We start from the raw sequence: 24,450 nt of genomic DNA on the forward strand, positions 1-24,450 counted from the left end.
GAACATGCTAGGGAGCGCGCGGGCACCGGTACAGGTGAATGGCCGACCGGCGAATACTTCACGACTTGTTTCGGCCACGGTCTGTCCTCAGGACGTACCCTGCCGGACGCCTGACAGATCCTCAGCGCGTGACGTTGACGTCCAGCTCCACGCAGGCTTCCCGCGCGTTGTTGTCGCCCGTGACGTAGATGCGCACCTGGAGCGTTTCACCGGCAAGGGCGGGACTGGGCGTCATCCGGTGCGCCACCGTCTGCCGCTTCCCGGCGGTCATGGGCCCGAGGCTGCCGCGCGACAGCGCGAACTCACCGAAGGCGCCAGTGGTCCGTACATGCAACTGGGTGGTCCCGTGCGAGCGTGCGGGCCGGAAGTCCAACTCGAACGTGGTGGTCGTGTCCGTCCGCAGACTCACGGGACCCGTCCCCTTGTGTCCTTCGATGCGCAGCGCGGTGGCCTGCCCGGTCCCGCCGCACTCCTCTGCGGGGCCGAGCGGACCCGCGTGGGCGGGGGCCGCGGTGAGGGTGGCGAGGGCGAGCGCGCAGGCGGCGATGGTGTAAGTGATCCTTTTCACGTCCGCCCCAACGACCCCACCGCGCGGGGGTCACCGCCCGTTGCGCCGTATGACGTCCGGCTCCACCCGTACGGCCGCACCGCCCCTGTACTGCACGAACGGCAGGCCGACGCACCCCGCTCGGGGTGCGGGAGTACCCGGGGGCCGCCGGTCGGGCGCTGCCGGAGCACCCCGTACACTCGGCCCCTGTTTCCGGCAGAACCGCATCACGCTCGTGGCGTCCCGCGAACGGGCGATCGAACGAAGGGACCTATCGTGAGCTCCGCAGTCAGGGCTGACGCACCGATCTACGACAGCCTGGTCGAGGAGCGGGGCGATGTCCCCGCGGACGTCCGTCGGACGGCCGAGGAGACCCTTCGCGAGGTGGAGCGCACCATGGACTTCGAACTGCAGCGTTCGGCCGCGTTCCGCTAGACCGCTACGTGGCGGCCGGACCGGATCAGGGCATGGCGGCGTCCGTCACCCACGCGTTCGGCGTCGCGTTGCCGGACGGCGTCGAAGCCGGGTCGCCGAGGGCGCTCGGTTGCCACCGGCGCGCCGTGTCCGGGGGAACAGCCGTGGCGGAAACCCGACAGTGACCCGTGCCCTACGGGATGCCCGCGCTCGACTCACAGTCGAGCGCGGTGTCGCCAGTGCCCGCCTGCCCGTCGCAGGCGTCGGTGTTCGCGCCGCCGTCGAGCAGGTCGTCGGCGGGTCCGGCGAAGAGGGAGTCGTCGCCGGCCTGGCCACGCAACACGTCCCGCCCGCCCGCCGTGCCCGCGGTCGCGTCCGCGTCGAAGTCCGTGTTGTCACCGAACGCGGTGTCGCTGCCGCCCCCGCCGTAGATCCGGTCGTTGCCGGCCGCGGTCACGGACGCGTCCGCGACCGAGCTGTCGCCGATGATGATCTCTGCCCGGCCGACTGGCTCGCTCTGTCCCTCGTACGTGTGCCCCGCCGCGGCATGCCGCAGCGCGCCGCCGGGAAGGCGGCGGCCATCGGGCTGAGCAGCAGGCCGAGGAGGCCGAGGGCCTGGGAGGCGGGGCCTCTCGTTCGGATCCCGCCTTGCCCGCGTGCCCGCTCACCTCGCCGGCCCGATCCGAACAACCCGGCAAGCCCCTGCGTGCTCAGCCGCCTTCGACGTACCGCACCGAGCGCCACGTGTGCTGCGCCCACTTCAGGTCCTCGGGCGCGTCCCACATGCAGGCGAGGCCGACCGCGCTGCCGCCCGCATGGACGGTGAAGCCGTACAGCTCGTGCTGCTCGCGGCCTTCGTGGTGCGAGGTGAGCCAGAAGGCGTGCCGGATCCCGTCAGCCACGCTTTCCGTGAGCTGCTGCTCCGGAGGCACAGCCGGTGCCCCCGCGACGAGTGATGCCAGGACGGCGTCCGGGGTCTGTCCCGAAGCGTCGTGGAACAAGTCGGCGTGCACGGTGCGTCCGGGCCCCGCGAATTGCGAGGTGCCGTCCACGACACGCGCCATGAGGCCCGGCGTGCGCTCGATGCTCCAGTGGTCGTCCAGCGGAGTCCGCACGCCGACGGGCAGGGCATGGCCGAAGCACCGCAGGACTTCGTCACGGTCCCACGTCCCGCCCAGCACCCGGCCCAGGAGCGGATGAGGCGTCTGTGCGGCGTACGGGATCTCGTCCTCGTTGCGGACCTCGACGGTGAGCGGGGCGCCGAGCAGCTCGTCGCCCCACGGGCGGACGGCGTTGGCGAGGGTGCCACGGAGACGCAGGTCCGCGTAGGCCGGGGCCTCCCAGACGGCGTGGGCGCGCGCGAGATCCGTGTCGTCGATCCGCAGCCAGGTGCCCAGGACGAGCTCGATCCCATCGGTGAGCTGCACGGGCAGCAGGCACCGTACGAAGGAGCCGGCGCCGTCCACGCGCAGCAGCCCGCCCGTGCCTACGGGGTGGCGACTCTCCTGTGGGAGGGCGAGCGCGGCGTCCGGCAGCCCGAAGCGCACATCGATGCGGTCCTCGTCGGGAGTGGGAGTGCCGCAGCAGGCACACGAGGGTGCGGGGTTCTCGATCACGCCCGCAGCGTATGCGCCCTGCTGGTCACGCCCTGCGTCGGGGTGCGGACGGTAGTGCCCGATGTCTGTCGCGGCTTCGGTTTTCATGCTCCACTTGAGGCACGGGAGCGGCCGATGGACGCATACGACAGACGCATACGGGGGCGGGGCGACATGGTGGTCGCCGCGCTGACCGCCGCCGCCCTCGCACTCGGACTCTTCGGCTGCACCGACTCCGAACCGACCGGCCGGCCCCCGTCCGCCGAGCAGCGGACCTCTTACTTCACCGGCCTGCCCGGGCGTCCCGGCCCCGTTCTCGCCGTCAAGATCGACAACGTTCGTCCCGCCCGCCCGCACACCGGGCTCGCCGCCGCCGACATCGTCTACGTCGAGCAGGTCGAATCGGGACTCAGCCGGCTGCTCGCCGTCTTCTCCTCCGAGCTGCCGCCTCGCATCGGCCCGGTGCGCAGCGCACGCGAATCCGACATCGAGCTCCTGCGCCAGTTCGGCCGCCCGGCCCTCGCCTACTCCGGCGCCCAGTCCGCGCTCCTGCCCCTGATCGAGGCGGCGCCCCTGGCCGCACTGCCGCCCGGCCGGGCACCCGGCGCGTATCTGCGCGCGGACGACCGTCCGGCACCGCACAACCTGTATCTCCGCCCCGAACAGGCACTGGACGCTGCCGACGGCGTGAGCGATGCCTCCGACATCGGCTTGCGTTTCGGCCCCGCGCCCGAGGGCGGCACCCCGCTCGACGAGTACACCGTGCGCTATCCGGCGGCCCGGTTCACGTTCACCTGGTCCCCGGGCCGGAAGGCGTGGCGGGTGGCCATGGACGGCACGCCCGCCGTCACCACCGACGACGGACAGCCGGCTGCGGCAACCGTGGTCGTGCAGTACACCGAGGTGCGGCCCTCGCGCTTCCGCGACCGCGGGGGCAGCGTGACTCCGTACACCGAGACGATCGGCTCGGGCCGCGCACTGGTACTGCGCGACGGGCGCAGTTTCGACGCCCGTTGGGAGCGGGACACGGCGGAGGGCGACACGGTGTTCACCACCGTGGCGGGGAAGCGGTTCTCCTTCGCCCGCGGCCAGACGTGGGTGGTCCTCACCGCCCGCTGACCGGGCCGGCGTTCACCGGTCGAGCCCCTTGTGCGCGCTCTCCGGCAGTCGCAGATACACCGCCGACGACACGAGGCACAGCACGGCGACGTACCAGGGGAACAGGTCCGGGTGGTCCATCTCCTTGAAGAGCGTGCCGACATAGGGCGCGGTGCCGCCGAAGACGGCCACTGTCAGGGAATAGGGGAAGCCGATGCCCGCCGCTCTGACCCGCGCGGGGAACACCTCCGCGTTCACCGCCGCGGAGATGGACGTGAAACCTGTCAGCAGCACCATGCCCGCGCACTGCACGAACAGCAGCGAGAGGAACGAGCCGTTCACGGCCTGCAGCAGCGGCACGCTCAGCAGTGCGAACCCCAGCCCGAAGAACAGCAGCGACGGCTTGCGGCCGAAACGGTCGGACATCAGTCCGCCGACCGGTTGCAGCAGGGTGAAGAACGCCAGCGACACGGTGCCCGCGAGCAGTGCGTCGCCCTTGTCCATACCTGTGTTCAGCTCCGCGTACGTCGGCAGGTAGGACGTCCAGGTGTAGTACGCGAGCGTGCCGCCGGCCGTGATCCCGCAGATCAGCAGTGACTCACGCGGATGGTGGCGCAGGGCGTCGAACAGCCCCGGGCGCTCGCCCCGTCGCTGTTCGGCGCTGCGCGTCTCGTGTGCGCTGCGCCGGATCCAGAAACCGACAAGGCTGAGCACGGCGCCCAGCACGAACGGCAGGCGCCACCCCCAGCCGTCCATCTGGGGCTCGCTGAGCACGCTCACCAGCAGGGCCGCGAGACCGGACGCCGCGAGCTGCCCCACGGACGTGGACACGTACTGGAAGGACGAGAACAGCCCTCGCCGCCCCGGGCCCGCCGACTCCACCAGGAACGTCGTCGAGGCAGCGAATTCGCCTCCTACGGAAAGGCCCTGGAGCAGCCGGGCCGCCACCAGGACCGTCGGCGCGAGGACTCCCCCGGACGCGTATGTGGGAGTGAGCCCGACCAGCAGACTGCTGCCGCCCATCAGCAGAATCGTGACGGTCAGCGCGGCCCGTCTGCCGTGCCGGTCCGCGACCGCCCCCATGAGCAGCCCGCCCACGGGACGCATGAAGAAGCCGACGGCGAAGACCGCGAAGGTGGACAGCAGCGGGACCAGTGAGCTGTCCGCGCTGCAGGGGAAGACCTGGTCGGCGATGTAGGCGGCGAGGAACGTGTACGCGTACCAGTCGTACCACTCCACCGCGTTGCCGACGGACGCTGCCAGCAGCTGTCTCACCGGACGCCGGGAGGGCGGTGCGACCGTGAGGACCGGGGTGGGATCTGTCATGATCGCGACCATCCCCAACTCCGTGCAGGCGTACACCTCCTGGTCGGGAACCGTGCGGCGCCCCCAGACCGTGACAGGTGTGACGGGTAGGTCGACGCAAGGGGATGCCACAGTGGGTGCCGGTTCGGTGCGGATCGAGGGCAACAGTCTGCTGCTGGGCGACGGGGCGTGCGTCCGCTTCATCAGGACACTGCGCCTGCCGGAGACGGGTACCCACCCGCTGCCGCCCGGGCTCGGCGAATTCCCGCTGCGGCGGGTCGCCGACCACGCGGATTCCGTGCCCGCTTCGATGCGCGAGCGCGGGGGCGTGATGCTGCCGATGTATCTGCGCGAGGCCATGTGGCTGAGCTTCGCCGGCAGCCGTGAGCCCACCGCGCTCCAGGTCGGCGTCGGCAAGGTGTGCGCCGTGTCCGGCGAGCGCTGGACCGGACGGCTCTCGCGCCGTCCGCAGAACTACGTGGTGCTGCCCCGTCAGCCGTGGCTGGACGGCATCAACTCCGGTACGGGGACAGTGCGCCAGTTCGTCGCGGTGCCGCTGGGTCTCGGGGCCACTGTGGAGGGTCAGGTCACCGGCGAGGAGACCTGGGGCGGAGTGCAGCTGCAGGCCTTCCCGCTCGCGCCGCAGGCCCTCGCTGCCTGGCGCGAGCAGGAACGGATCCGGGCGGAGCGTGCGCGCGAGGCGGCGGCACGCATGCGCGGCGCGGGAGCGGTGGGGTACGGCGCCGCACAGGGTGGCTTCGCCGGTGCGCCACCCGCTCCGGCCGCTGCCCCCCGGTCCCCGGCCGCCGCGCCCGCCATGGGTCTGGGCGCCGGCGGAACGATGCGTCAGGAGGTGTACCGGGACGACCGCGTGCTGTCCGACTGGGCGGACGAGCCGTCCAGCCGGCTCTTCGTCCACCTGGTCACCCCTCCGCAGTGGCGCGCCATCACCGGCGAGGAGCCGCCCCCGTCGCCGGTCGACCGCGTCGCCTACACCCGGGCGGGACTGCCCTGGTTCGAGTACGGCGACGAGGGCGCCACAGATCTGGCGCCCGCCGGTCCCCTCGGCGACGTCAAGCCGGTCGGCGACTGGCTCGGGGACGACCACTCGCCGTGGCAGGCGCCCGGCAGCCATCAGATCCATCCGCTGGGGGACGCCCCTAAACCGGGAAAGCCGGTCGCCGACGGCGACTGGTGACGCCCGGCCGGGCGCGTGCCCGCCCGGCCTCCGGTCCCCGCCGCCTGGCCCCCGGTCCGCGTCCGCTGCGTCGCGGCCGTGCCCGGTACATGGCCTACGGCCCTGCGTCGCTGCCCGCCCCGCACCCGATTCGCTGATGTGATGGCGTTCGGATGCGGGGCGGTTGCACGGAGGTGACCTTGTCGGAGAGACGCGATCGGCTCGGGCGGGTCCGGGAACGACTGGAGTCGGCCGAACGTGCACTGGAGGCCATCGGCACCACCCTCGACGAGCAGACCGTGTGCCTGGAGCTGGCCGGCTTCCTGTGTCCCTCCCTGTGCGACGCGGTCGCGGTGGACGTCCTGTCCGAGGACGTTCCTTCCGATCGAGCGCACCCGCACGGCCCGTTGCAACGCACCGCGGTACGCGGACGCCAGGAGCTGCTGGACGCCCGAGACGACGCCGAAGTGCACGCCGTCAGCGCGCTCGACGAAGGGCACGCCATCAGCACCGCCACGTCGCTGACCGGCGGACTCCCGGTCACGCACCTCCACATGCCCCTGCTCGCCCACGGTCGCGCCTACGGTGTGCTGCTCGCCGCCCGCACCGGGGAGAGCTTCACCGACGACGAGACCGCCACCCTCCACTACGCCGCCCGTTTCGCCGCCGTCCTCATCGGGCACGCCCGCTCCCACGCCTCCGTACGCGACGCCGCGCTCAACCTCCAGCGTGCCCTGCTCGCCGAACCGGGCAGACCGCACCCCAACCTGGAGATCGCCACCCGCTATCTGCCGGCCGGAGGCAGCAGCCTCGTCGGCGGGGACTGGTTCGAGACGGTGCGCCTCCACTACGGGCGCACGCTCCTCGTCGTCGGCGACGTGATGGGCCACGGCCTGGACGCCGCGGTCGACATGAACGCCTACCGCTCCGCCCTGCGTTACGTCGCCTCCGCCGACCTGCCGCCGCACCGGGTACTCCGCCAGCTCGACGCGACCGTCGCGTCCGATCCGAGTCGCCGCCCCGCCACCTGCCTGCTCATCCGTGTGGACCCCGCCCGCAAGGTGGCTGCCTTCGCCAGCGCGGGCCATCTGCCGCCCGTGCTGTTCGCCGGCGACACCGCCGAGGTCGTCCCCGTACCGGTCGGCCCGCCCCTGGGCACCGGAGTGGGCGGATACGAACTCATCACCCGCACGATCACCGCGTCCGAGACCCTGCTGCTGTTCACCGACGGTCTGGTCGAGCGCAGGAACGAGGACATCGACCAGTCCTTGGCCCGGCTCACCGGGCGCTGGCTGCCGCCGGGCGCCGGGATCGAGCAGCTCCTCGATGCGGTCGTCGACCGGTTCGACGCCCATCACGCCGAGGACGACGTGGCGATCCTCGCCGCCCGTATCCGCAGACGCACCACCGGACATGTCCCTCCGACCGACGCACCGTAGGAGCTCCGGCACGAAGGGGGATGAGGGGGAGTGGGCACCCATCCACCGGGGCCTGTCCGACGAATCATGTCGGGGATGTGGCTCAGCCTGGCGCACAGGGGCAACCGCCGGCCCGCACCACCCCGCCCCGCCCCGAGGCGAACCTATGGGGCATCGGGAATGGATCTCGATTTCCCGTGGCTGTCGTACCTGGATCACGCCGGGTGGCGATCTCGGCACTCGGCTTCGCATGTACGGTTCTGAGGGAGTATCAGCAGCATGTCCGTTACACAGCCCGCCGTCGAACGTGTGCGCATCTCCGCGGAGCCCGACTGGTACGAGTCGGCCGGTATCTCGCTCGGCATCCGGGTCGGGAACTTGGTCTTCACCTCGGGACAGGCCCCGATGGACGCCCAGGGGGCCACGGTCGGCGCCGGGGATTTCGAGGCGCAAGCCCGTCAGGCGCTCGCGAATCTGTCGACGGTGCTGACGAACGCGGGCTCCAGTCTCGCCGACACCGTGAAGGCGACCGTGTTCGTCACCGACATCGCGCAACAGGACGTCTTCGCCAAGCTGCGCGCGGAACACTTCCCGGACAAGCCCCACCTCGCGGAGTCGTTCGTGGAGGTCTCCTCACTTGCCGACCCCGAGTGGATGATCGAGATCGAGGCAATCGGGCTCATTCGGTGAGGCTGGGCACCACAGGCTCTCGGGTGGGTCAGGAGCTCATCCGAGAGATCACCCCCCACTGACGGGAACAAGCTGCGCGTCAAGCGGTCACACGACCCGTCGGACAGGCCCTAAGCCCTGGGCAGTTTCCGCACCGACGGGAGCGCCAGCAGCACGCCCAGCACCAGTGTGCCGATGACCGCTCCGCCCAATAGCACCTGCCGTGCCCCCAGCAGTTCGGCCGCCGGGCCCGCCAGTGCCCGCCCGGCAGCCAGCATCAGCAGCGATCCGGCCACGTCGTACGCGTGCAGGCGGTTCAGCGCCTCCTGCGGTACGTGTGTCTGGACCGATGTCGACCACATGACCAGCCAGTACGCGAACGCGGCCCCGACCACGAACTGCCCCACACCCAGCACGGCCACGGACGAGTCGGCGGCCAGCAGGAGGAGGTTCACCGGCACCCCGATCAGCGCCACCGCGCCCGCGGTGAGCGGGCGCGCCGGCCGCGTGCGCAGGGCGAGGAGCCCACCCGCCGCGCTGCCCGCGCCGTTGACCGCCATCAGCAGGCCGTACGACGTGGAGCCGTGCCGGTCCGTCACCAGTGCTGCCGTGAGCGGCAGCATCGGGCCGAGCACGGTCAGTCCGTACACCGTCCAGACCGCGATCACCTGCCACAGCCAGCTGCGCGCCCTGAACTCCCGCCAGCCGTCCGCCAGTTCCGTCAGCATCGAACCGCGCTGCACATCGTCGCCCGGTACGGGGGCCAGCCGCATCAGGGCGAGACATACCGCGCTGACGCCGAACGTCGCCGCGTTCGCCCCGAACACCGCACCGGCGCCGGAGAGTCCGACGACCAGGCCGGCGAAGGCGGGCCCGGCCATCGCCATCAGGGCCTCGCAGACGCGGAGTACGGCATTGGAACGCTGGACGTCCACGGATATGCGCGGCACCGTGCTCGCCACGCCCGGCTGGAACAGCGCCGCGCCGACGCCGCTGACCGCGCTCAGCACGTACACGGACCACAGCGGCGGACTGCCGAGGGCGAACAGCACGGCCAGCGCCGAGGCTCCGACGAGGCGCAGCACATCCGCGATGATCATCATGCGCCGGGCGGTGAACCGGTCGGCCAGTACTCCGCCGAACAGCACCAGCAGCGCGAAGGGCCCCATCCACGAGCCGAGCGCATAGCCCACCGACGACGCGGGCCGGCCGGCGTCCAGCAGGCCCGCGGCAAGGGCGACGGGCACCATGCCGTCGCCGAACACGGCGACCGCGCGTGCCACGAAGAACAGCCGGAAGTTGCGGTTCCACAGTCCGGGCGGCCCGGGCTCCGCTCCGGGACGTCCGCCGGTGTACGTGATCCCTGGGGAGGCAGGGCCGCGCGGGCCCGCCGGTGTCTTGTCTCTCACGGAGGTGAGATGTATCAGCCAAGAGGTCTGGACCACTAGTGGTTTATCCCTCGGCGGCTGCGTTCGCGGGAAAGGGACACCAGGCAACGGCACGGCCGTGTCCTCGAAGCCCCTCGGCAGTTGAAACGGGCATGAAGAAGCGCAGCATCCTCGCCGTCATGTCTCTCGCCACCGGTGCCGCGATCGCCGCGGTCAGCCCCCCGCCCGCAGCACAGGCGGGCACCCTCGACGGTCTCAACAGCCACGATGTCCTCAGTCGTGTCGACGCCGTCGCCGCGGACACCGACACCGACGCCCTCGCGGCCGTGAATCCCGGGACCACCGACCGGAACTGACGCTCCCCGACGACTCGCCGGCCGCGCCCGCCTCCCGGAGGAGGCGGGCGTGGCCGACCGCTGTGAACGGCCCTGTTGTCCGTCGGTCAGCCCGCGTCGGTCCTGCGCGCCGTGACCAGCAGATACTCCCAGTCCATGGCCAGTGCGCCGGTGTCGGTCGCACTGGCGTGGCGACGGGCGAGGTCGGCGAGTTCATCGTCGAGTGCCGCGGTACGGTCCGGATCGTCGGCGATGTTGCGGTACGTCGCGATCGTGGGCCCGTAGTTCGCCTTGAAGTAGTCCCGGAACGCCTCCGGCGTCGCGAACCTGTCCACACGCACCGTCTGCCGCCTGGCGTCGACATCCCTCACCCGGTCGGCGAACAGCGCGCGCACATGCTCCTCCTTGCCCCACATAGGCGGCGGCTGCGCGCCGGGCGGCGGCGTTGGGGCGTACGGCTTCATCGTCGCGAACATGCGGCCGATGAAGCCCTCCGGTGTCCAGTTGATCAGTCCGATCGTCCCGCCCGGCCGGCACACCCGCAGCAGCTCGTCGGCGGTGGCCTGGTGGTGCGGCGCGAACATGACACCCACGCACGACATCACCGTGTCGAACTCCCCGTCGCCGAACGGCAGGGACTCGGCGTCCGCCTCACGCCACTCCAACTCCGCACCGTGCTTCTCCGCCAGTTGCCGGCCCGCATCCAGCAGCTCGGGCGTGAGGTCGGAGGCCACCACATCGGCACCGGCCAGCGCCGCCGGGATCGCGGCATTGCCCGAGCCGGCCGCGACGTCGAGTACGCGCCGGCCGCTCTGCACCGCACACGCCTGTACGAGCAGGGGACCGAGGTCCGGAATGAGTTGGGCCGCCATGGCCGGATAGTCGCCCAGCGCCCACATCTTGCGATGCTTCGTCTTCAGGGCGCGGTCGGCGTCGGCCGCTCCGTTCGCGTCGGTCATGACGGAATCTCCTCGGGAGCCTGCGGCCCGGCCGCTCTGGGAGGCCGGTCCGGCATCGTCGCGTCCTCACCATCATCCGCCGATGCCCCCGCCTTCGCCGCCCGGCCGCTTCGCCGGCCGGGCGGCGGCCCCCACCGAGCCCCGGCTCAGCCGAGGGCCGTCTCCCGCGTCATCGGGGGCAGGTCGGGTGTCTGCGGCACCGGCCCGAAGAGCACCGCACGCGCCACCTTCGGGGCGAACAGCGCGGTGAGCGGCGAGGACAGGGTCAGCACCGAACGAAACGCCGGGCCCACGACCGGGTCACCCGGATACCGCTGCTGGACACGTGCGAGGTACCAGTCCGCCGCCCGGTCCGCGGCCCGTGAGGTGACACCGTTGCCCCGGGCGCCCGGCATCTTCTTGTCCGCGCCCGCAGAAATGTCCCACGCCTGCCGTGACGCCTCGAACAGGGCCTGCTGCACCCGCCGGGTCGTCGGCTTACGACGCGGATCGGTGAGAGCGTCACGCAGCGCGACCGCGCTCTGCGCCGCCACCGCCATGCCCTGCCCGTAGATCGGGTTGAACGTGCACAGCGCGTCGCCCGTCGCGAGGAAGCCGGCGGGCCTGCGGCCCGGCCGGTCGTAGCGACGGCGCAGGTTCGAGGTCTGCCGGAATCCGAAGGGCGGCGCGTCCGGCTCGGCCTCGCGCAGCCAGTCGTGAATGAAGGGGTGGGGGAAGCGGGCGGCGAACGCGGTGAATCCCTCGTCGTCCGTGGGCGGTTCGTCACCCCTGAGCCCCGACAGAATGACCAGATAGCGGCCGTCCTCCAGGGGCAGCACCCCGCCCCCGTACACCTGCGTCGGATTGGGGAAAACGTAGTAACCGAGGGAATCCGAGCCGAGGTTGTCGCTCTTGTTGTGATAGACGCGGGAGGCATACGCGAGCCCCGTGTCGATGGACTCCTCCTCGGGTGCCTCGGCGTCGATCGCCGACAGCCACTGCGAGGCACGCGAACCGCGCCCCGACGCGTCCACCACCAGGTCCGCGTCGAGCGGCCGTGGCTCCCGGCCGCTGTCGCGCCCGTCCCCGCGCTCGCGCACCAGGACGCCCCGCACACGCGACGCGTCACCGAGCAGACCCACCGCCTCCGTGGATGTGACGGTACGGATCACGGGGTTGGCCAGCACGCGTTCACGGACCAGATGCTCGACCTGGCCACGGGATCCGGTGTAGATGTGCGTGGTCGCCGGAGTGCGCCGGAACCAGCTACCGCTCTGCCACTGCACCATGTCCGACGGCATGCCGATCCGAGGGGCACCCGCGGCTCTCAACTCGGCCGTGAAACCGGGCAGAAGCGCGTCCAGCGAGCGCTGACCGCCCTCGAGGAGCACATGGCCGTGCCGCCCCTGCGGCACTCCGGGACGAGGCTCGGGGCCGGCGGGGAAGCGATCGCGCTCCACGATGGTCACCTCGTCCGCGTGGTCGGCGAGTACATGCGCAGCCAGGAGCCCCGCGATGCTGCCTCCGACGACAACGGCACGGCGCCCGCCCGTGCTCTGCCGCCAACTGCCCTGCCCCTGCGTGTTGTCCACCATGCAACTGCCTCTCGTGGTCAGCGAGCCGGTCTCGGTCCGGCCAGTATCCCGGTCACGGGACACGGAGATCACCATCACCGTCCGTGATGCTCGGTCGCGGCAGACGCTGCAGTGCCGGGATCACCCCACCAGGGTGGCGGACGGCGAAGAGCGTTGACGGCGAACGGCGTTGAGGAGCGCGGCGGAAGTCCTGCCTGCCGCCGTGTCGGCACCGTTCGCCGAGCGCGCAGCCGCCCGGCGCGCGGTGCTCGGACGCAGGGCAGCGGCGCGGACGGCAGCCGTGCGCGCGGCGCGGCGGGGCCCGCGGAGGGCGTAACTGCGGCATCCGCCCCATTGGGACCGTGCGATGCCGGCGCGCTGCCCGCCATGAGTGATCAGCGTGTTGACGGGCGTCAGCGGATCCGTGCCCACCGCCCTGGCCAGCAGCGCACCCACCACCAGGGGCAACAGGACGCCGGCGAGGGCGGTACCGGTGGTGGCGACATGCTGGATGCGGGGCCGGGCGGGCGCGTCGGAGGTCATGAACGACATTCGACCAGCGGCGCCGCCGCAGGCCATGGGCAGATGTACTCAGACGCCTCGGTCGCGGGTACTCATCCTCGGCCCCCGCCCGGCGGCGGCTTTCGCCTGCTCGACGCACGATGCGATGCCGTCGGTCACGAAACGGACGCTGCCGGGCGCGTGCTCGTGGGCGCGTGATGCGTCGGGACGAAGATCGGCACGCCGGCGTGATGGTCGCCGCCCCAGTAGATCGGGCATGTACATCACGAGTTGCGATATGCGCTCTTCCCGTACCGGGTCGCCTTCGGATGTCCCTGCGGGACACCTCCACTCATGCCTCTGAGACCGTCCAGGGTCCACGAACTCATCCCTCGCCGTACCGGCTGCCCGCGGGCGTACGGCAGTGACGACGCAGACCAGGACTGTTCCATGGGTGAACAGGTCCTCGGCGGCGCAGCGGTGCAGCACCCACTCCTGCCGATGGCGTGGGCGTCCCTGCGGCACGCGGGCAGCAGGTGGCGGGCCCTGTACTGCCGGCCTGCGCACCTGTGGCGGCGCCGCCTGTCCGATCTTGTGGAGCTGGTGGCGAGCGTCGGCTGAGGACGGGTCGGGAGGCGCACCGCCGCCCGCGGGCCGGACGCGCACCGAGCGGGTCCTCGTCCGCCGGAAATATAATGAGCGCGGGCTGTACGAGCCCAGCTGTGCCAGGTCCACCGAGCGGCAAACCGAGTGGCCGGGCCAGTCGGCCTACGGACGCACTTCGGAGCCGTCCATGACCCGGCGTCGTCCCTCCCGATCGGCGACCGCAGACGATCTGCTGACCACTCTCGGACGGCTCACCGACCGCGTACGGCAGGGGGCGGAGCGGCAGAAGGCGCGCGTCGAACTGGCCGAGGCACTGCAGCGTTCGATGCTGCCCACCGACCTCCCCTCGCTGCCGGGCCTGTGCGTCGCGGCCCGCTACGCACCCGCCCGCAACGGCCTCGACATCGGCGGCGACTGGTACGACGGCTTCGTCCTGCCCGACGGCTCCCTCGCCCTGTCGATCGGGGACGTGCAGGGGCACGACGTGGAGGCCGCCGCGTTCATGGGACAGGTGCGTATCGGACTGCGCGCCGTCGCCACGGCGACCACCGATCCCGGCGAAGTGCTGCGCCGGGCCAACGAGCTCGTGCTCTCGGTGGACCACGGACTCTTCGCCACGTGCAGTTTCCTCCGCTTCGATCCGGCCACCGGGGACCTGGAGAGCGCCCGCGCCGGTCATGTGCCGGGCGTATGGGCGACTGCGGACGGGCCGGGCGGCGTCGTCGAGGACGAGGCCGGCGTGCCGCTGGGCATCCTGCCCGGCGAGGTGTACCCGGTGACGCGGCGCCGGCTCACTCCCGGCGGTGCATTCGTCCTGGTCACCGACGGCGTCGTGGAGGGGCCGTCGTACTCGATCGAGGAGGGCCTCGACGCGGTGGCGGAACTCGTCCACTCCGCGGTGCGGGCAGGCACCGGGGCAGGGGGCCTGGCCTCGCAGGTGATGGGGGTGGCCGCGCTCACCGACCACGAGGACGACGCCGCCGTACTGGTCCTGCTCCACGAGCGGGAGGGTGTCGCGGGGGCGGGCGGGCCGACGGCCGGAGACAAGTAGAACGAGACGCCGGCAGCGCGTGTCAGGGCGACGCGGGGCCGATGACGATGTGTGATGACAGACGTGGTCCGCAGTGAGAGCCTCCGACGTCCCGCCGCAGCCCTGTTGCGGATCCTCGCCGTCACGGCCGCCTACTGGGTGGGCGGGCAGATCGGCCTCCTCGAGCAGGTGGTCGTCGAGGGGGCGGTGGTCACCCCGCTGTGGCCGCCCACCGGCATCGCCCTGGCCTGTCTGCTGTCGTGGGGGGTCCGGGTGTGGCCCGGCATCACCCTGGGTGTGCTGTTCACCATCCTCACCATCTCCACGCTGAACTGGGCATCCATCGGCATCATCGCCGGGAACACCATCGCTCCTGTGGCGGCGTGCCTGATGCTCAGGCGGATCGACTTCCGCCCGGAGCTCGACCGGCTGCGGGACGGACTGGGCCTGGTGTTCCTCGGTGCGCTGGGCGGCATGCTGATCAGCGCGGCCTTCGGCGTCGGCATGCTCGTCCTCGGCGGGTCGCTGTCGCCCGACGAGGTCTGGCCGGTGTTCGCGGCCTGGTGGGCGGGCGACGCCATGGGGGTACTGGTGATCACACCGCTGCTGCTCGTCCTGCGCAACGCCCGCCTGCCGCGCGACACGCGCCCCTGGTGGTGGACGGAGGCCGCTGTCCTGTGTCTGGCGACGGTGCTCATCACGTTGCTGGTCACGCACGTCGAGCTGTCGCTGCTCTTCCTCGTGTTCCCGGTCCTGATCTGGGCGGCGCTGCGGTTCCAGCTCCCCGGGTCCGCGCCGTGTGCCCTGCTGATCTCGGTTCTGGCGATCATGGCGTCGACGGACGGCGCAGGCCCTTTCGAGGGCCGCACCATCCTGGAGGGGATGGTCGTCCTGCAGGCGCTCAACGGGTGCGCCGCTCTGACCGCCCTGCTGCTTGCCGCGATCGTCACGGAGCAGATCGGTACCCGCCGCCGGATCGAACAGGCCTGTGCGGCCCTTGCGGAGGTCGTCGACGAGCTGGCTCCGGGGGAGACGGCCCATCTGTGGCCCGTACGCGACGCGTCGAGGGGGACGGAGTAGGAGCCGGGCCCCTCGACGCGTCGCGTCCGGGTCCCTTCGCCGGGCACCCGCGGCCCGACGGCAGCCAGGCGGAGGACGATCCGGAGGTGTATGCAGGTTTCATGCCTTTTCGACGCCTCCGCGGCAGCGCAGGCTCTTCGTGGGAGCCGGGTCGCGGACTGTTGGCCGTTCCGCTCGCCCTGATCGCGGTGGTCACGGTGGTGGACGTGCTGGCGCCGCCGGAGGTGCACCTCGGCCCCTTCCTGGTCGCCGCTCCGGCCGTGACGGCTTCCTTCGCGGGACCCTGGACGACCGGCTTCATCGGTGCGGTGGCCGTGCTGGCCCAGTCGGTGGTCGCGATCGCCCGCACCAGCCTCACCGACCTGAACCACACGTTCCAGATCATCGCGCTGGTCCTCATCTCGGTGATCGTCACGTTCTTCGCCCATCTGCGGGAACGGCACGAGCGGCAACTGGTCCAGCTGCGCTCGGTCGCCGAGGCGGCCCAGGAAGTCGTGCTGCGGCCGCTGCCGCACCGGATCGGTTCGCTGCGTATCGCCTCGGTGTATCTCGCGGCGGAGGCCGAGGCGCAGATCGGCGGCGACCTGTACGCCGCGGCCCGCACGGCCATGGGGACCCGCCTGATGATCGGTGACGTGCGGGGCAAGGGGCTCGAGGCGGTCGGCGACGCCGCTCTCGTGCTCGGCGCGTTCCGTGCCGCCGCCCACCGCCAGGCCGATCTGCCGGCGCTGGTGGCCTATCTGGAAGGCACCGTCTCCTCCGATCTGGACGACCCGGCGCCCGGCGTGCCCGGGGAGCCGAGCGAGTCGTTCGTGACCGCCGCCGTACTCGACCTCCCCGACGACGAGTCGGCCCTGAAGCTGATCAACTGCGGGCACCCGCCGCCGCTGCTGGTGCGCGCGGGCCGGGTCACGTCGCTGGAGGTCCGCCAACCTGCGCCACCGCTGGGCCTCACGGAGTTCGAGGAGTCCGGCTTCGCCGCGGAGACCTTCCCCTTCCTGGCCGGGGACATCGTCCTGCTCTACACCGACGGCGTGATCGAGGCGCGGGACGGTACGGGAACGTTCTATCCGCTGACCGAGCGGATGGCCGCCTGGGGCGGTGACGGCCCCCAGACGCTCCTGGACCACCTCTGCCGCGACCTGGTGGACCACGCCGGCGGGCATCTCGGCGACGACGCGGCCATGGTGGCCATCCAGCGGGTGCCGTCCCCTCATTGACCGAGGTCCAGTCATCACCGAGGTCCGGTTGTCGAACGCCACCGGGAGCCCGTACGCGCCGGAGCGCGTATCGGGCGTCCGCGGGCCCGCGCTCGTACCTCCGGGTGTGATCAGTCGCCGCGCTTGCCGCCCCCGCCGGCCACCTCGCCGAACGTGAGGCCGGTGCCGGTGAGATCGGCCCGTACGCCGGAACGTTCCACGACGATGTCGCGCAGCCGCACGTCCCCGGCCGTCCGGGGCAGTTCGAAGGAGAGGGACAACCGGTCCGAGAGCTCGGGCGGCCGCAGTTCGAGCAGCGCGCCGACCAGGTGCGTGTCGATGCCCGCCTTCTCCAGCAGCCAGGGATGGTCGATCACGAGGTCGACCAGGTTGACCTTCATCAACTGCTCGACGAACCGGGGCGAACCCGTGAGGCGGCTCAGTTCCCTCTCGCTCCTGAGCGCGCGGTCGATCTGGTCCCGGGGTATGCCGAGCCGTTCCACGACGGCCGGCAGATCGAGCAGCGCCTTCGCGCGCGCCGCCTCGGAGGTGATGCGGCGGACGGCCTCCGGGTGCAGCCGCAGCCCGGAGTTCGCCGGATCCTTGCCCGGCCGGTAGGTGAACAGCCCCGGGACGTCGAGGCGCATGGCGTCCACGGTGGTGGACACCGCCCGGTCACCGTCGCGCTTCAGGTGCGCCTGGGCGCGAATGCTCACATCCCGCCCCGCGATCGGCAGCGATCCCGCGATCCGGATGCTGCCGCGGCCCGCATCGGTGAACTCGACCTGGGAGGCGCCCAGTTCACGGTTGAGGTCGTCGAAGGAGAGCAGGACGTCGCCGTCCATGCGGTCGATCACCCCGCCCTGGATCGCCGTCGGCAGATCACCGACGATCCGCACATCGGTTGCCGTGGCGTGCACTTCGGCCAGTGAGACCTTGTCGGCGGCGACGTCGGGAACGGTGACGTCCGCCCTGTCGATACGGCGGTCGAGTACCTGCGTCAGGAACGGGAAGCCCGCGATGTCGACCTGCGGCCGGGCCGCCAGGCCCATCGACTGCTGGATCTTGTCCTCGGCCTTCTCCTCCGCGTAGGCCACCGCGAGCCGGTCGCCGGTCACGAAGAACGCCGCGGTGATGATCGCGGCGACGGTGAGTTTCACCGGCATGGACAGGATCGCGAAACGGCTTTTGCCGCGGTGGTTGGGGGGTGACCAGTCGTCGTCCTCGTCGTCGTCGTCCGAGCGGATCCCGAGCCGGTCGAAGCCGGAGGCGTAACGCCCGTCGGCCTCCGCGCCGTAGTCCGGTTCGGGGTCGGCGAGTTGGGCCAGTTCGTCGTACGGATTGCGTGTGTGCATGGCTATGCGTGTGGGGGGTCGCATCGGCTCATCCCATCACGATCACCACTGCCGGGCGCAAGCCGGATCCGGGACAACGGGGCGAGATATCGCCCACGTCCACGGCGCCGCCCCGGCCGTCGGCAGCCGTCCGCAGGGAACAGCCTCGGTCCCGCGGCGGTTGCGACAGGGGTGCCCGGCGCGGAGCCGGACACCGGCCGGTCTGCGCACACGCAGCGCCGGCGCTCCTTCCGGACGACTGAGGAGAGCCCATGTCACCGGGTCACCGCATCACCATCGAACAGGGAACCCAGCACGTGCGCGTCGTGCGCGACGGCGCGGTGCTCGCGGAGAGCAACCGTCCGCTGCTGCTGCACGAGACGGGCCTGCCGGTGCGCTACTACCTGCCGCCGCAGGACGTGCACACCGATCTGCTGACCCCGTCCGATTCCCGTACCCACTGCCCCTTCAAGGGGGACGCCTCCTACTGGTCCCGCCCCGGCGCGGCCGACCTCGTGTGGGCGTACCTCGACCCGAAACCGGACGTCGCGCAGATCAAGGGGCATTTCTGCTTCTACGACACCGAGGTCGTGTCGGGCTGACGCGGAGGTCTCCCCTGCCGGACGGGGGCCTGGCGCGAAGGTCTGAACGGTGATTCACTTGATGCATGGCCTATCGCAAGACGCCCGCGGTGCAGGACCGCCTCGACGCCGCCAGGGAGCAGCTGGTGGACAAGGCGACAGCCGTGGTCGCCGACGTGGGCTGGGCCAACGCCTCCGTCACCACCGTCGCCGCCGCCGCCGGGATGTCCGTCGGCTCCGTCTACCAGCACTTCCCGTCCAAGGGAGCACTGGCCGTCGAGGTCTTCCGCCGTGCCTCCGGACGGGAGGTCGAGGTGCTCCGCGAGGTGCTCCACCAGGGCAGCGGCGACCCGGTCGAGCGGCTCGCACGCGGTGTTGGCGTCTTCGCCCGCCGCGCGGTCGAATCACGCGGCCTGGCGCACGCCCTGCTCGCCGCCCCTGCCGAACCGGCGGTGGGTGCCGAGCGACTGGAGTTCCGGCGCCGCTACCGGGCGGTGTTCGCCGAAGTGATCCGTGAAGGGGTCGCATCGGGGCTGCTCCCCGCCCAGGACCCGGAGATCACCGCAGCGGCACTGACCGGGGCGATCGGTGAAGTGCTGGTGGAGCCGCTGTCCGACCCCGCCGAAGGCAATGACGACGCGCTCATCGGCGAGCTGGTGGCCATGTCCCTGCGCTGCGCGGGTGCCCCGCCCGCCGCATCCTGACCCTGACACCCCGGAGGACTCCGATGACCACCGCCGCTGACGCCCCGCTGCGCAGCACACCCACAGCACGCACCCACGAGGTGACCAACCAGGTACCCCCACTGGTCGGCCACGACGTCGCCGACGACGCCGTGCTGCTGGAAGGTGTGCGACGCGAAGGTGCCGGGTGGTACGTCGACGACCTGCACCGCATCGGCCGACTGGCCGGATCGGAGCAGGTCCAGCGCTGGGCCGACGAGGCCAACCGCTACGAGCCGGTACTGCGCACCCACGACCGTTACGGCAACAGGATCGACGAGGTGGACTTCCACCCCTCGTACCACGCGCTGATGGACGTGGCGATCAGCGAGGGCCTCGCCGGAGCACCGTGGGCCGACGACCGGCCGGGGGCGCATGTGGCCCGAGCCGCCGGCTTCATGGTGTGGAGCTCGGCCGAGCAGGGACACGGCTGCCCCGTCTCCATGACGTACGCCGTGGTCCCGGCCCTGCGCTCCGCGCCCGAACTGGCCGCGGTGTACGAGCCGTTGCTGACCAGCCGCACCTACGACCCCGGTCTGCGCGCACCCGCGGGCAAGCGCGGGCTGCTGGCCGGCATGGGAATGACCGAGAAGCAGGGCGGCACCGATGTGCGCGCCAACACCACCGCCGCCGCCGAGCAGCCGGACGGCACCTGGCGGCTGCGCGGCCACAAGTGGTTCACCAGCGCCCCCATGAACGACCTGTTCCTGGTACTGGCGCAGGCGCCGGGAGGACTGTCCTGTTTCCTGGTGCCCCGTGTGCTCCCCGACGGAAGCCGAAACACCTTCCGCATCCAGCGGCTGAAGGACAAGCTCGGCAACCGCAGCAACGCCAGCAGCGAGCCCGAGTTCGACGACACCGTCGCCTGGCTGGTCGGCCCCGAGGGGCAGGGGGTGCGGACGATCATCGACATGGTCACGATGACCCGCCTCGACTGCATTCTGGGCTCCGCGTCCGGGACCCGTGCGGCGCTGGCACAGGCGGCCCACCATGTCCGTCACCGCAGTGTGTTCGGGGCCAAACTGATCGACCAGCCGCTCATGCGGAACGTCATCGCCGACCTGGGGATCGAGTCGGAGGCAGCGACCACCCTCGGCCTGCGGATCGCCGGGGCGGCGGACCGGGCGCAGCGTGGCGACGCGCAGGAGCAGGCGTTCCTGCGGCTGGCCACCGCCGTCGGCAAGTACTGGGTGTGCAAGCGACAGCCCGCCGCGGTCGCCGAAGCTCTGGAGTGCCTCGGTGGCAACGGATATGACGAGGCGTCCGGCATGCCGCGCCTGTACCGCGAGGCGCCCCTCAACGGTCTCTGGGAGGGCTCGGGCAACGTCAACGCGCTCGATGTACTGCGCGCGTTGACCCGCGAACCCGACTCCCTGGAGGCCTTCCGCATCGAGATCGAGGCCGCGGCCGGGGCGGACGCGCGTCTCGACGAGGCGTGGCGGCAGGTGCGCGCCGAACTGGTGCTCACCGAGGACGCGGCCCTGCGCTCTCGCAGGCTCGCCGAACGCATGGCCCTCGTGCTGCAGGGTTCCCTGCTCGTCCGGCACGCACCGGCCGCGGTGGCGGACGCATTCTGCGCCTCACGGCTGGACGGCGACCGCGGCCTGGCCTTCGGCACCCTGCCGACGGGTGTCGACCTGGGTGCGGTCATCGACCGCACCCCCGGCGCCGCGGGCTGAGGCGGTCGCCCACAGGGGTTCGCCGACCGGCCCGCGCGTCAGGGCCGTGCGCCCGTGATCGTCGCGGCCAGGGCCGCGATCGGCGGCCATGACCACTGGCCGGCCCGTGCGAGCAGGAAGCTGCGGCGCAGGCCGGCCAGCGGGTCCAGTGGGCGGAAGGCGACGTCCGGCCGGTGTCGCTCGATACCCGACCGGGCGAGCAGCGCCACCCCGTGGCCCGCGCCGACGAGGCTGTTGACCAGGCGCAGGCTGTCCACGCGATGGGCGATCCGGGGCACGAATCCGGCGATCGCGCAGACCCGCTGCACCAGCTCGTCGTCGTCGGTGCCGCGGGAGTTGGCGATCCAGCCCGTGCCCGCGAACTCCGTCAGGTCGGCCACGGCTACCGGCCGGCCCGCGTCGGGGTGGTCGGCGGGAACGGCGAGATACAGCGCCTGTACCTCGAACTGCCGCGCGCTGAGCTCCGGTGGAACGGTGCGTGGCACCAGGCTGTAGTCGTACACCACTCCCAGGTCGACGCCGCCCGAGCGCAGCAGCCGGGCGGTGTGCTCCGGCTCGTGTTCGTGCACCTCCACCACCACCCGCGGGTACAGCTCCCGCAGGGCGGCGAGCGCGGGCAGGACCACCGGCTCGACCGCCGTGAAGAAACTGGCCAGCCGCACCTTCCCGACAGGGTCGGCCGTGCCGCGCAGTTCCGCCTGGGCCTCCTCGACCGCGGCGAGGATGCCCACCGCATGCTCGACGAGCCGCTCACCGGCGGGCGTGAGCCGGACGCGGCGGCCGTCCGGGGCCAGGAGCTGGACCCCGACCTCCTGCTCCAGCACGTTCAGATGCTTGGAAACGGCTGATGTGCCGTACCCCGTGCCGGCGGCCACCGCCGCCATGGTGCCGAGCCGGTGCAGCTCGACCAGGAGTCTCAGCCTCCCCAGATCGGGGAGCCGTTCCATGTCCTCGGCCGTCATCCCGGCAGTGTCCACCAATGGTGGCCGATCGGTCCACTTTCAGCTCGTGGACAGAAACAGAGGGATGCCGGTCCAATGGTCCGGTGACCACCGACGCCGCCGCTCCCGCCCCGACGAGTACGAGCAACCCTGCGCGTACGACAACGGCCCCGGCACCCGCCGGTTCCCGCCGCATGCCGGGCGCGGCGCTCGTCCTCGTCGCCATGGTCCTGCTGCACACCGGCAGCGCACTGGCGACCGAGCTGTTCCACTCCCTGGGCCCCGCCGGCACCACCTGGCTGCGACTGACGTTCGCCGCCGTGTTCCTCGTCGTGTGCACGGGCCGATCGCTGTGGCGGACGCTGCGGACGGTGTCACCGCGCGACCTGCTGGCCACCGTCCTGCTCGGTGCGGTGAGCGCCGGCATGATGCTGCTGTTCTCCGAGGCCGCCGCGCGACTTCCGCTGGGCACTGCCACGGCGCTGGAGTTCCTCGGCCCGCTCACCGTCGCGGTCGTCGCGTCGCACCGGGCCAGGGAGCTGGCCTGGCTCGGGCTCGCCGCGGCAGGCGTCGTTCTGCTCACCTCGCCCTGGACGGGGGCCACCAGCCTGACCGGTGTGCTCTTCGGCCTGGGTTCCGCAGCCTGCTGGGCGCTGTACGTCGTCGGTACCGCCCACGTCGGCAGCCGCCTCTCCGCGCCGCATGCCCTGGCCGTGTCGCTCGCGGTCGCCTCTGTCGCCGCGGCGCCGTTCGGAGCGCCGGGCGCCCTCTCCGCCCTCACCTGGCAGACGGCGGCCGCGGCCGCGGGCATTGCCGTTCTCATGCCGCTGCTGCCGTTCCTGCTGGAGATGAAGGCGCTCCAGCGCATCGGCAAGACCACGTACGGCACGCTGGCCGGGCTGGAGCCGGCCGTCAGTCTGCTGGCCGCGATGGTTCTCATCTCGCAGACTCCCGCAGTCCTGCAGATCGCCGGCACCGCGCTGGTCGTGACGGCGGGCATCGGCGCGACGCGAGCCGAGTCACGACGCCGCTGACGCCTCGCCGGAAACCGCCCCAGGAGGTGTGATCCGGCGCGTTGCCGCGCTTCAAGGGTGGGCTGCTCGCCCGACCGCTCCGCGGTCCTGTCCGGTGGGCGCGACGCCGACGGAGGTGCGGTCACACGGCGATCCGGACAGGGTGGAACCAGCCGGAAGGCGATGAAGCGAGAGAGCTGATGCGCTGCATCCAGCTGCGTGACCTGGCCGAACTGCTCGGCCGGGCCCTCAATGGCGTCACACGCAGAAGGAAGACCGATGCTGAACGTCACCCTGAACAACGGCGTCGAGATGCCGATCCTCGGTTTCGGCGTCTACCAGATCCCCCCGGAGCAGACCGAACAGGCCGTCACCGACGCCCTCGCAGCCGGCTACCGGCTGCTCGACACCGCCGCCGGCTACCAGAACGAGGAGGCCGTCGGCCGCGCGATCAGAGCAGTGGCGTCCCGCGCGAGGAACTGTTCGTCACCACCAAGCTGTGGATCCAGGACGCGCCCGCGCAGGAGAACACCAGGCGCGCCTTCGAGACGTCACTGCACAAACTCGGCCTCGACCACCTCGACCTGTACCTGATGCACCAGCCCTACGGCGACGTGTACGGCCAGTGGCGCGCCATGGAGGACCTGCATCGTGAGGGCAGGATCAAGGCGATCGGCGTCGCCAACTTCTACCCCGACCGGCTCGTCGACCTCGTCGTCAACAACGACGTCACGCCCGCGGTCAATCAGATCGAGACCCACCCGTTCTTCCAGCGCACCGCCGACCAGGAGGTCATGCGTGAGCACGGGGTCCAGATCCAGTCGTGGGGCGGGTTCGCCGAAGGTCGCAACAACCTGTTCACCCACCCGCTCCTGAGCGAGATCGCAGAGAAGCACGGAAAGTCCGTGGCGCAGGTCGTGCTGCGCTGGCTGATCCAGCGCGGCATCGTCGCGATCCCCAAGTCGGTCCGTGCCGAGCGCATGGCGGAGAACATCGACGTCTTCGACTTCGGGCTCACAGACGACCAGATGGCGTCCATCGCCGCCCTGGAGACCGGAACGTCGCAGTTCTTCGACCACCGCGACCCGGAGATGGTCAGCTGGCTCGGCCGGCGGCGCGTGGACTCGTGATCCCGTCGGCGGCTTCGGAACCTGCTGCCTCGTGATCGGACCCCGGGCACGCCCCCGCCCCGTCCGGAGTGAGGAACCGGCGGTCCCGACGGCTGGACTCGTCTGGACTTTACGTCCACAGTCTGGATGTTTACTCTTGGCGAGTCCTGGGGTGTGCCAGGGCGCCGAGCGCGGAG

At 71.5% G+C, this 24,450-nt stretch carries 24 protein-coding genes and 1 pseudogene; 15 read left to right on the plus strand and 10 right to left on the minus strand.

The window, feature by feature from the left end; translation table 11 throughout:
• Positions 1–121: 121 nt before the first annotated feature.
• The gene (locus AC067Z_RS15580; RefSeq protein ID WP_478790031.1) at positions 122–568 is read right to left on the minus strand and encodes an ML domain-containing protein; all 447 of its coding nucleotides are present in this window, start codon (positions 566–568) and stop codon (positions 122–124) included.
• Positions 569–823: 255 nt separating this feature from the next.
• On the opposite strand from AC067Z_RS15580, the gene AC067Z_RS15585 reads away from it, so the two are divergent.
• Entirely contained in the window at positions 824–982 is a 159-nt protein-coding gene (locus AC067Z_RS15585; RefSeq protein ID WP_478790032.1) for a hypothetical protein, read from the plus strand.
• A 172-nt stretch (positions 983–1,154) separates the two neighbouring features.
• On the opposite strand, the gene AC067Z_RS15590 is transcribed toward AC067Z_RS15585, so the two are convergent.
• Positions 1,155–1,418, minus strand: coding sequence for a hypothetical protein (locus tag AC067Z_RS15590; protein WP_478790033.1), 264 nt, complete (start codon positions 1,416–1,418; stop codon positions 1,155–1,157).
• Positions 1,419–1,671: 253 nt separating this feature from the next.
• Positions 1,672–2,577 (minus strand): DUF2199 domain-containing protein, encoded by a 906-nt coding sequence (locus AC067Z_RS15595; protein ID WP_478790034.1) that lies wholly within the window; start codon positions 2,575–2,577, stop codon positions 1,672–1,674.
• A 114-nt stretch (positions 2,578–2,691) separates the two neighbouring features.
• Here AC067Z_RS15595 and AC067Z_RS15600 point away from each other — a divergent pair, with 114 nt between their 5' ends.
• Positions 2,692–3,675 (plus strand): DUF3048 domain-containing protein, encoded by a 984-nt coding sequence (locus AC067Z_RS15600; protein WP_478790035.1) that lies wholly within the window; start codon positions 2,692–2,694, stop codon positions 3,673–3,675.
• A 12-nt stretch (positions 3,676–3,687) separates the two neighbouring features.
• Here the strand turns inward: AC067Z_RS15600 and AC067Z_RS15605 are convergent, their stop codons facing one another.
• Positions 3,688–4,980: an MFS transporter gene (locus AC067Z_RS15605; protein ID WP_478790036.1), complete on the minus strand. Its 1,293-nt coding sequence runs from the start codon at positions 4,978–4,980 to the stop codon at positions 3,688–3,690.
• A gap of 112 nt (positions 4,981–5,092) precedes the next feature.
• Between AC067Z_RS15605 and AC067Z_RS15610 the strand changes: the two genes are divergently transcribed.
• From AC067Z_RS15610 to AC067Z_RS15620, 3 genes are all read left to right on the plus strand, one after another.
• Positions 5,093–6,157, plus strand: coding sequence for a hypothetical protein (locus AC067Z_RS15610; RefSeq protein WP_478790187.1), 1,065 nt, complete (start codon positions 5,093–5,095; stop codon positions 6,155–6,157).
• A gap of 179 nt (positions 6,158–6,336) precedes the next feature.
• A complete protein-coding gene (locus AC067Z_RS15615) occupies positions 6,337–7,575 on the plus strand; it encodes a PP2C family protein-serine/threonine phosphatase (RefSeq protein ID WP_478790037.1) in 1,239 nt (412 codons plus the stop codon).
• 258 nt (positions 7,576–7,833) lie between these two features.
• Entirely contained in the window at positions 7,834–8,244 is a 411-nt protein-coding gene (locus tag AC067Z_RS15620) for a RidA family protein (RefSeq protein WP_478790038.1), read from the plus strand.
• Positions 8,245–8,354: 110 nt separating this feature from the next.
• Here the strand turns inward: AC067Z_RS15620 and AC067Z_RS15625 are convergent, their stop codons facing one another.
• On the minus strand, positions 8,355–9,632 hold the full coding sequence (locus AC067Z_RS15625; protein ID WP_478790039.1) for an MFS transporter: 1,278 nt from the start codon (positions 9,630–9,632) through the stop codon (positions 8,355–8,357).
• 131 nt (positions 9,633–9,763) lie between these two features.
• Here AC067Z_RS15625 and AC067Z_RS15630 point away from each other — a divergent pair, with 131 nt between their 5' ends.
• A complete protein-coding gene (locus AC067Z_RS15630) occupies positions 9,764–9,967 on the plus strand; it encodes a hypothetical protein (RefSeq protein ID WP_478790040.1) in 204 nt (67 codons plus the stop codon).
• 86 nt (positions 9,968–10,053) lie between these two features.
• Here the strand turns inward: AC067Z_RS15630 and AC067Z_RS15635 are convergent, their stop codons facing one another.
• The 3 genes from AC067Z_RS15635 to AC067Z_RS15645 form a co-directional block, all read right to left on the minus strand.
• On the minus strand, positions 10,054–10,905 hold the full coding sequence (locus tag AC067Z_RS15635; protein ID WP_478790041.1) for a class I SAM-dependent methyltransferase: 852 nt from the start codon (positions 10,903–10,905) through the stop codon (positions 10,054–10,056).
• 146 nt (positions 10,906–11,051) lie between these two features.
• Complete coding sequence (locus tag AC067Z_RS15640; RefSeq protein WP_478790042.1) at positions 11,052–12,479, minus strand: FAD-dependent oxidoreductase; 1,428 nt, start codon at positions 12,477–12,479, stop codon at positions 11,052–11,054.
• Positions 12,480–12,599: 120 nt separating this feature from the next.
• Complete coding sequence (locus tag AC067Z_RS15645) at positions 12,600–13,001, minus strand: hypothetical protein (protein WP_478790043.1); 402 nt, start codon at positions 12,999–13,001, stop codon at positions 12,600–12,602.
• A 408-nt stretch (positions 13,002–13,409) separates the two neighbouring features.
• Here AC067Z_RS15645 and AC067Z_RS15650 point away from each other — a divergent pair, with 408 nt between their 5' ends.
• From AC067Z_RS15650 to AC067Z_RS15665, 4 genes are all read left to right on the plus strand, one after another.
• Positions 13,410–13,580 carry a hypothetical protein gene (locus tag AC067Z_RS15650; protein ID WP_478790044.1) on the plus strand — a complete coding sequence of 57 codons (171 nt, stop codon included), beginning with the start codon at positions 13,410–13,412 and terminating at the stop codon, positions 13,578–13,580.
• A 172-nt stretch (positions 13,581–13,752) separates the two neighbouring features.
• Entirely contained in the window at positions 13,753–14,616 is an 864-nt protein-coding gene (locus tag AC067Z_RS15655) for a PP2C family protein-serine/threonine phosphatase (RefSeq protein WP_478790045.1), read from the plus strand.
• A 63-nt stretch (positions 14,617–14,679) separates the two neighbouring features.
• Positions 14,680–15,675, plus strand: a complete 996-nt coding sequence (locus tag AC067Z_RS15660; protein ID WP_478790188.1) for an MASE1 domain-containing protein — start codon at positions 14,680–14,682, stop codon at positions 15,673–15,675.
• 101 nt (positions 15,676–15,776) lie between these two features.
• Entirely contained in the window at positions 15,777–16,895 is a 1,119-nt protein-coding gene (locus AC067Z_RS15665; protein WP_478790046.1) for a PP2C family protein-serine/threonine phosphatase, read from the plus strand.
• Between the two features lie 110 nt (positions 16,896–17,005).
• Here AC067Z_RS15665 and AC067Z_RS15670 read toward each other — a convergent pair whose 3' ends face one another.
• Positions 17,006–18,253 carry an LmeA family phospholipid-binding protein gene (locus AC067Z_RS15670; protein ID WP_478790047.1) on the minus strand — a complete coding sequence of 416 codons (1,248 nt, stop codon included), beginning with the start codon at positions 18,251–18,253 and terminating at the stop codon, positions 17,006–17,008.
• Positions 18,254–18,480: 227 nt separating this feature from the next.
• On the opposite strand from AC067Z_RS15670, the gene AC067Z_RS15675 reads away from it, so the two are divergent.
• The 3 genes from AC067Z_RS15675 to AC067Z_RS15685 all read left to right on the plus strand — a co-directional run bounded on the left by AC067Z_RS15675 (position 18,481) and on the right by AC067Z_RS15685 (position 21,190).
• Positions 18,481–18,810 carry a DUF427 domain-containing protein gene (locus AC067Z_RS15675; protein WP_478790048.1) on the plus strand — a complete coding sequence of 110 codons (330 nt, stop codon included), beginning with the start codon at positions 18,481–18,483 and terminating at the stop codon, positions 18,808–18,810.
• A 65-nt stretch (positions 18,811–18,875) separates the two neighbouring features.
• Positions 18,876–19,493: a TetR/AcrR family transcriptional regulator gene (locus AC067Z_RS15680; protein ID WP_478790049.1), complete on the plus strand. Its 618-nt coding sequence runs from the start codon at positions 18,876–18,878 to the stop codon at positions 19,491–19,493.
• Positions 19,494–19,516: 23 nt separating this feature from the next.
• Positions 19,517–21,190, plus strand: coding sequence for an acyl-CoA dehydrogenase family protein (locus tag AC067Z_RS15685; protein ID WP_478790050.1), 1,674 nt, complete (start codon positions 19,517–19,519; stop codon positions 21,188–21,190).
• A 38-nt stretch (positions 21,191–21,228) separates the two neighbouring features.
• Here AC067Z_RS15685 and AC067Z_RS15690 read toward each other — a convergent pair whose 3' ends face one another.
• Positions 21,229–22,152 carry a LysR family transcriptional regulator gene (locus AC067Z_RS15690; RefSeq protein ID WP_478790051.1) on the minus strand — a complete coding sequence of 308 codons (924 nt, stop codon included), beginning with the start codon at positions 22,150–22,152 and terminating at the stop codon, positions 21,229–21,231.
• A gap of 83 nt (positions 22,153–22,235) precedes the next feature.
• On the opposite strand from AC067Z_RS15690, the gene AC067Z_RS15695 reads away from it, so the two are divergent.
• Together AC067Z_RS15695 and AC067Z_RS15700 are read left to right on the plus strand one after the other, a co-directional pair.
• Entirely contained in the window at positions 22,236–23,165 is a 930-nt protein-coding gene (locus AC067Z_RS15695) for an EamA family transporter (protein ID WP_478790052.1), read from the plus strand.
• Between the two features lie 258 nt (positions 23,166–23,423).
• Positions 23,424–24,274, plus strand: a pseudogene (locus AC067Z_RS15700) (aldo/keto reductase).
• The last annotated feature ends 176 nt before the right edge of the window (positions 24,275–24,450 follow it).

The sequence above is a fragment of the Streptomyces sp. NPDC043812 genome, assembly GCF_056436245.1.

Bases quoted from the DNA above. Each gene is read 5' to 3' on its own strand.
- AC067Z_RS15600 (WP_478790035.1), top strand. From the start codon at position 2,692: ATGGACGCATACGACAGACGCATACGGGGGCGGGGCGACATGGTGGTC.
- AC067Z_RS15605 (WP_478790036.1), bottom strand. From the start codon at position 4,980: ATGACAGATCCCACCCCGGTCCTCACGGTCGCACCGCCCTCCCGGCGT.
- AC067Z_RS15620 (WP_478790038.1), top strand. From the start codon at position 7,834: ATGTCCGTTACACAGCCCGCCGTCGAACGTGTGCGCATCTCCGCGGAG.
- AC067Z_RS15630 (WP_478790040.1), top strand. From the start codon at position 9,764: ATGAAGAAGCGCAGCATCCTCGCCGTCATGTCTCTCGCCACCGGTGCC.
- AC067Z_RS15635 (WP_478790041.1), bottom strand. From the start codon at position 10,905: ATGACCGACGCGAACGGAGCGGCCGACGCCGACCGCGCCCTGAAGACG.
- AC067Z_RS15640 (WP_478790042.1), bottom strand. From the start codon at position 12,479: ATGGTGGACAACACGCAGGGGCAGGGCAGTTGGCGGCAGAGCACGGGC.
- AC067Z_RS15645 (WP_478790043.1), bottom strand. From the start codon at position 13,001: ATGACCTCCGACGCGCCCGCCCGGCCCCGCATCCAGCATGTCGCCACC.
- AC067Z_RS15650 (WP_478790044.1), top strand. From the start codon at position 13,410: ATGGGTGAACAGGTCCTCGGCGGCGCAGCGGTGCAGCACCCACTCCTG.
- AC067Z_RS15655 (WP_478790045.1), top strand. From the start codon at position 13,753: ATGACCCGGCGTCGTCCCTCCCGATCGGCGACCGCAGACGATCTGCTG.
- AC067Z_RS15665 (WP_478790046.1), top strand. From the start codon at position 15,777: ATGCCTTTTCGACGCCTCCGCGGCAGCGCAGGCTCTTCGTGGGAGCCG.
- AC067Z_RS15670 (WP_478790047.1), bottom strand. From the start codon at position 18,253: ATGCGACCCCCCACACGCATAGCCATGCACACACGCAATCCGTACGAC.
- AC067Z_RS15675 (WP_478790048.1), top strand. From the start codon at position 18,481: ATGTCACCGGGTCACCGCATCACCATCGAACAGGGAACCCAGCACGTG.
- AC067Z_RS15680 (WP_478790049.1), top strand. From the start codon at position 18,876: ATGGCCTATCGCAAGACGCCCGCGGTGCAGGACCGCCTCGACGCCGCC.
- AC067Z_RS15685 (WP_478790050.1), top strand. From the start codon at position 19,517: ATGACCACCGCCGCTGACGCCCCGCTGCGCAGCACACCCACAGCACGC.
- AC067Z_RS15690 (WP_478790051.1), bottom strand. From the start codon at position 22,152: ATGACGGCCGAGGACATGGAACGGCTCCCCGATCTGGGGAGGCTGAGA.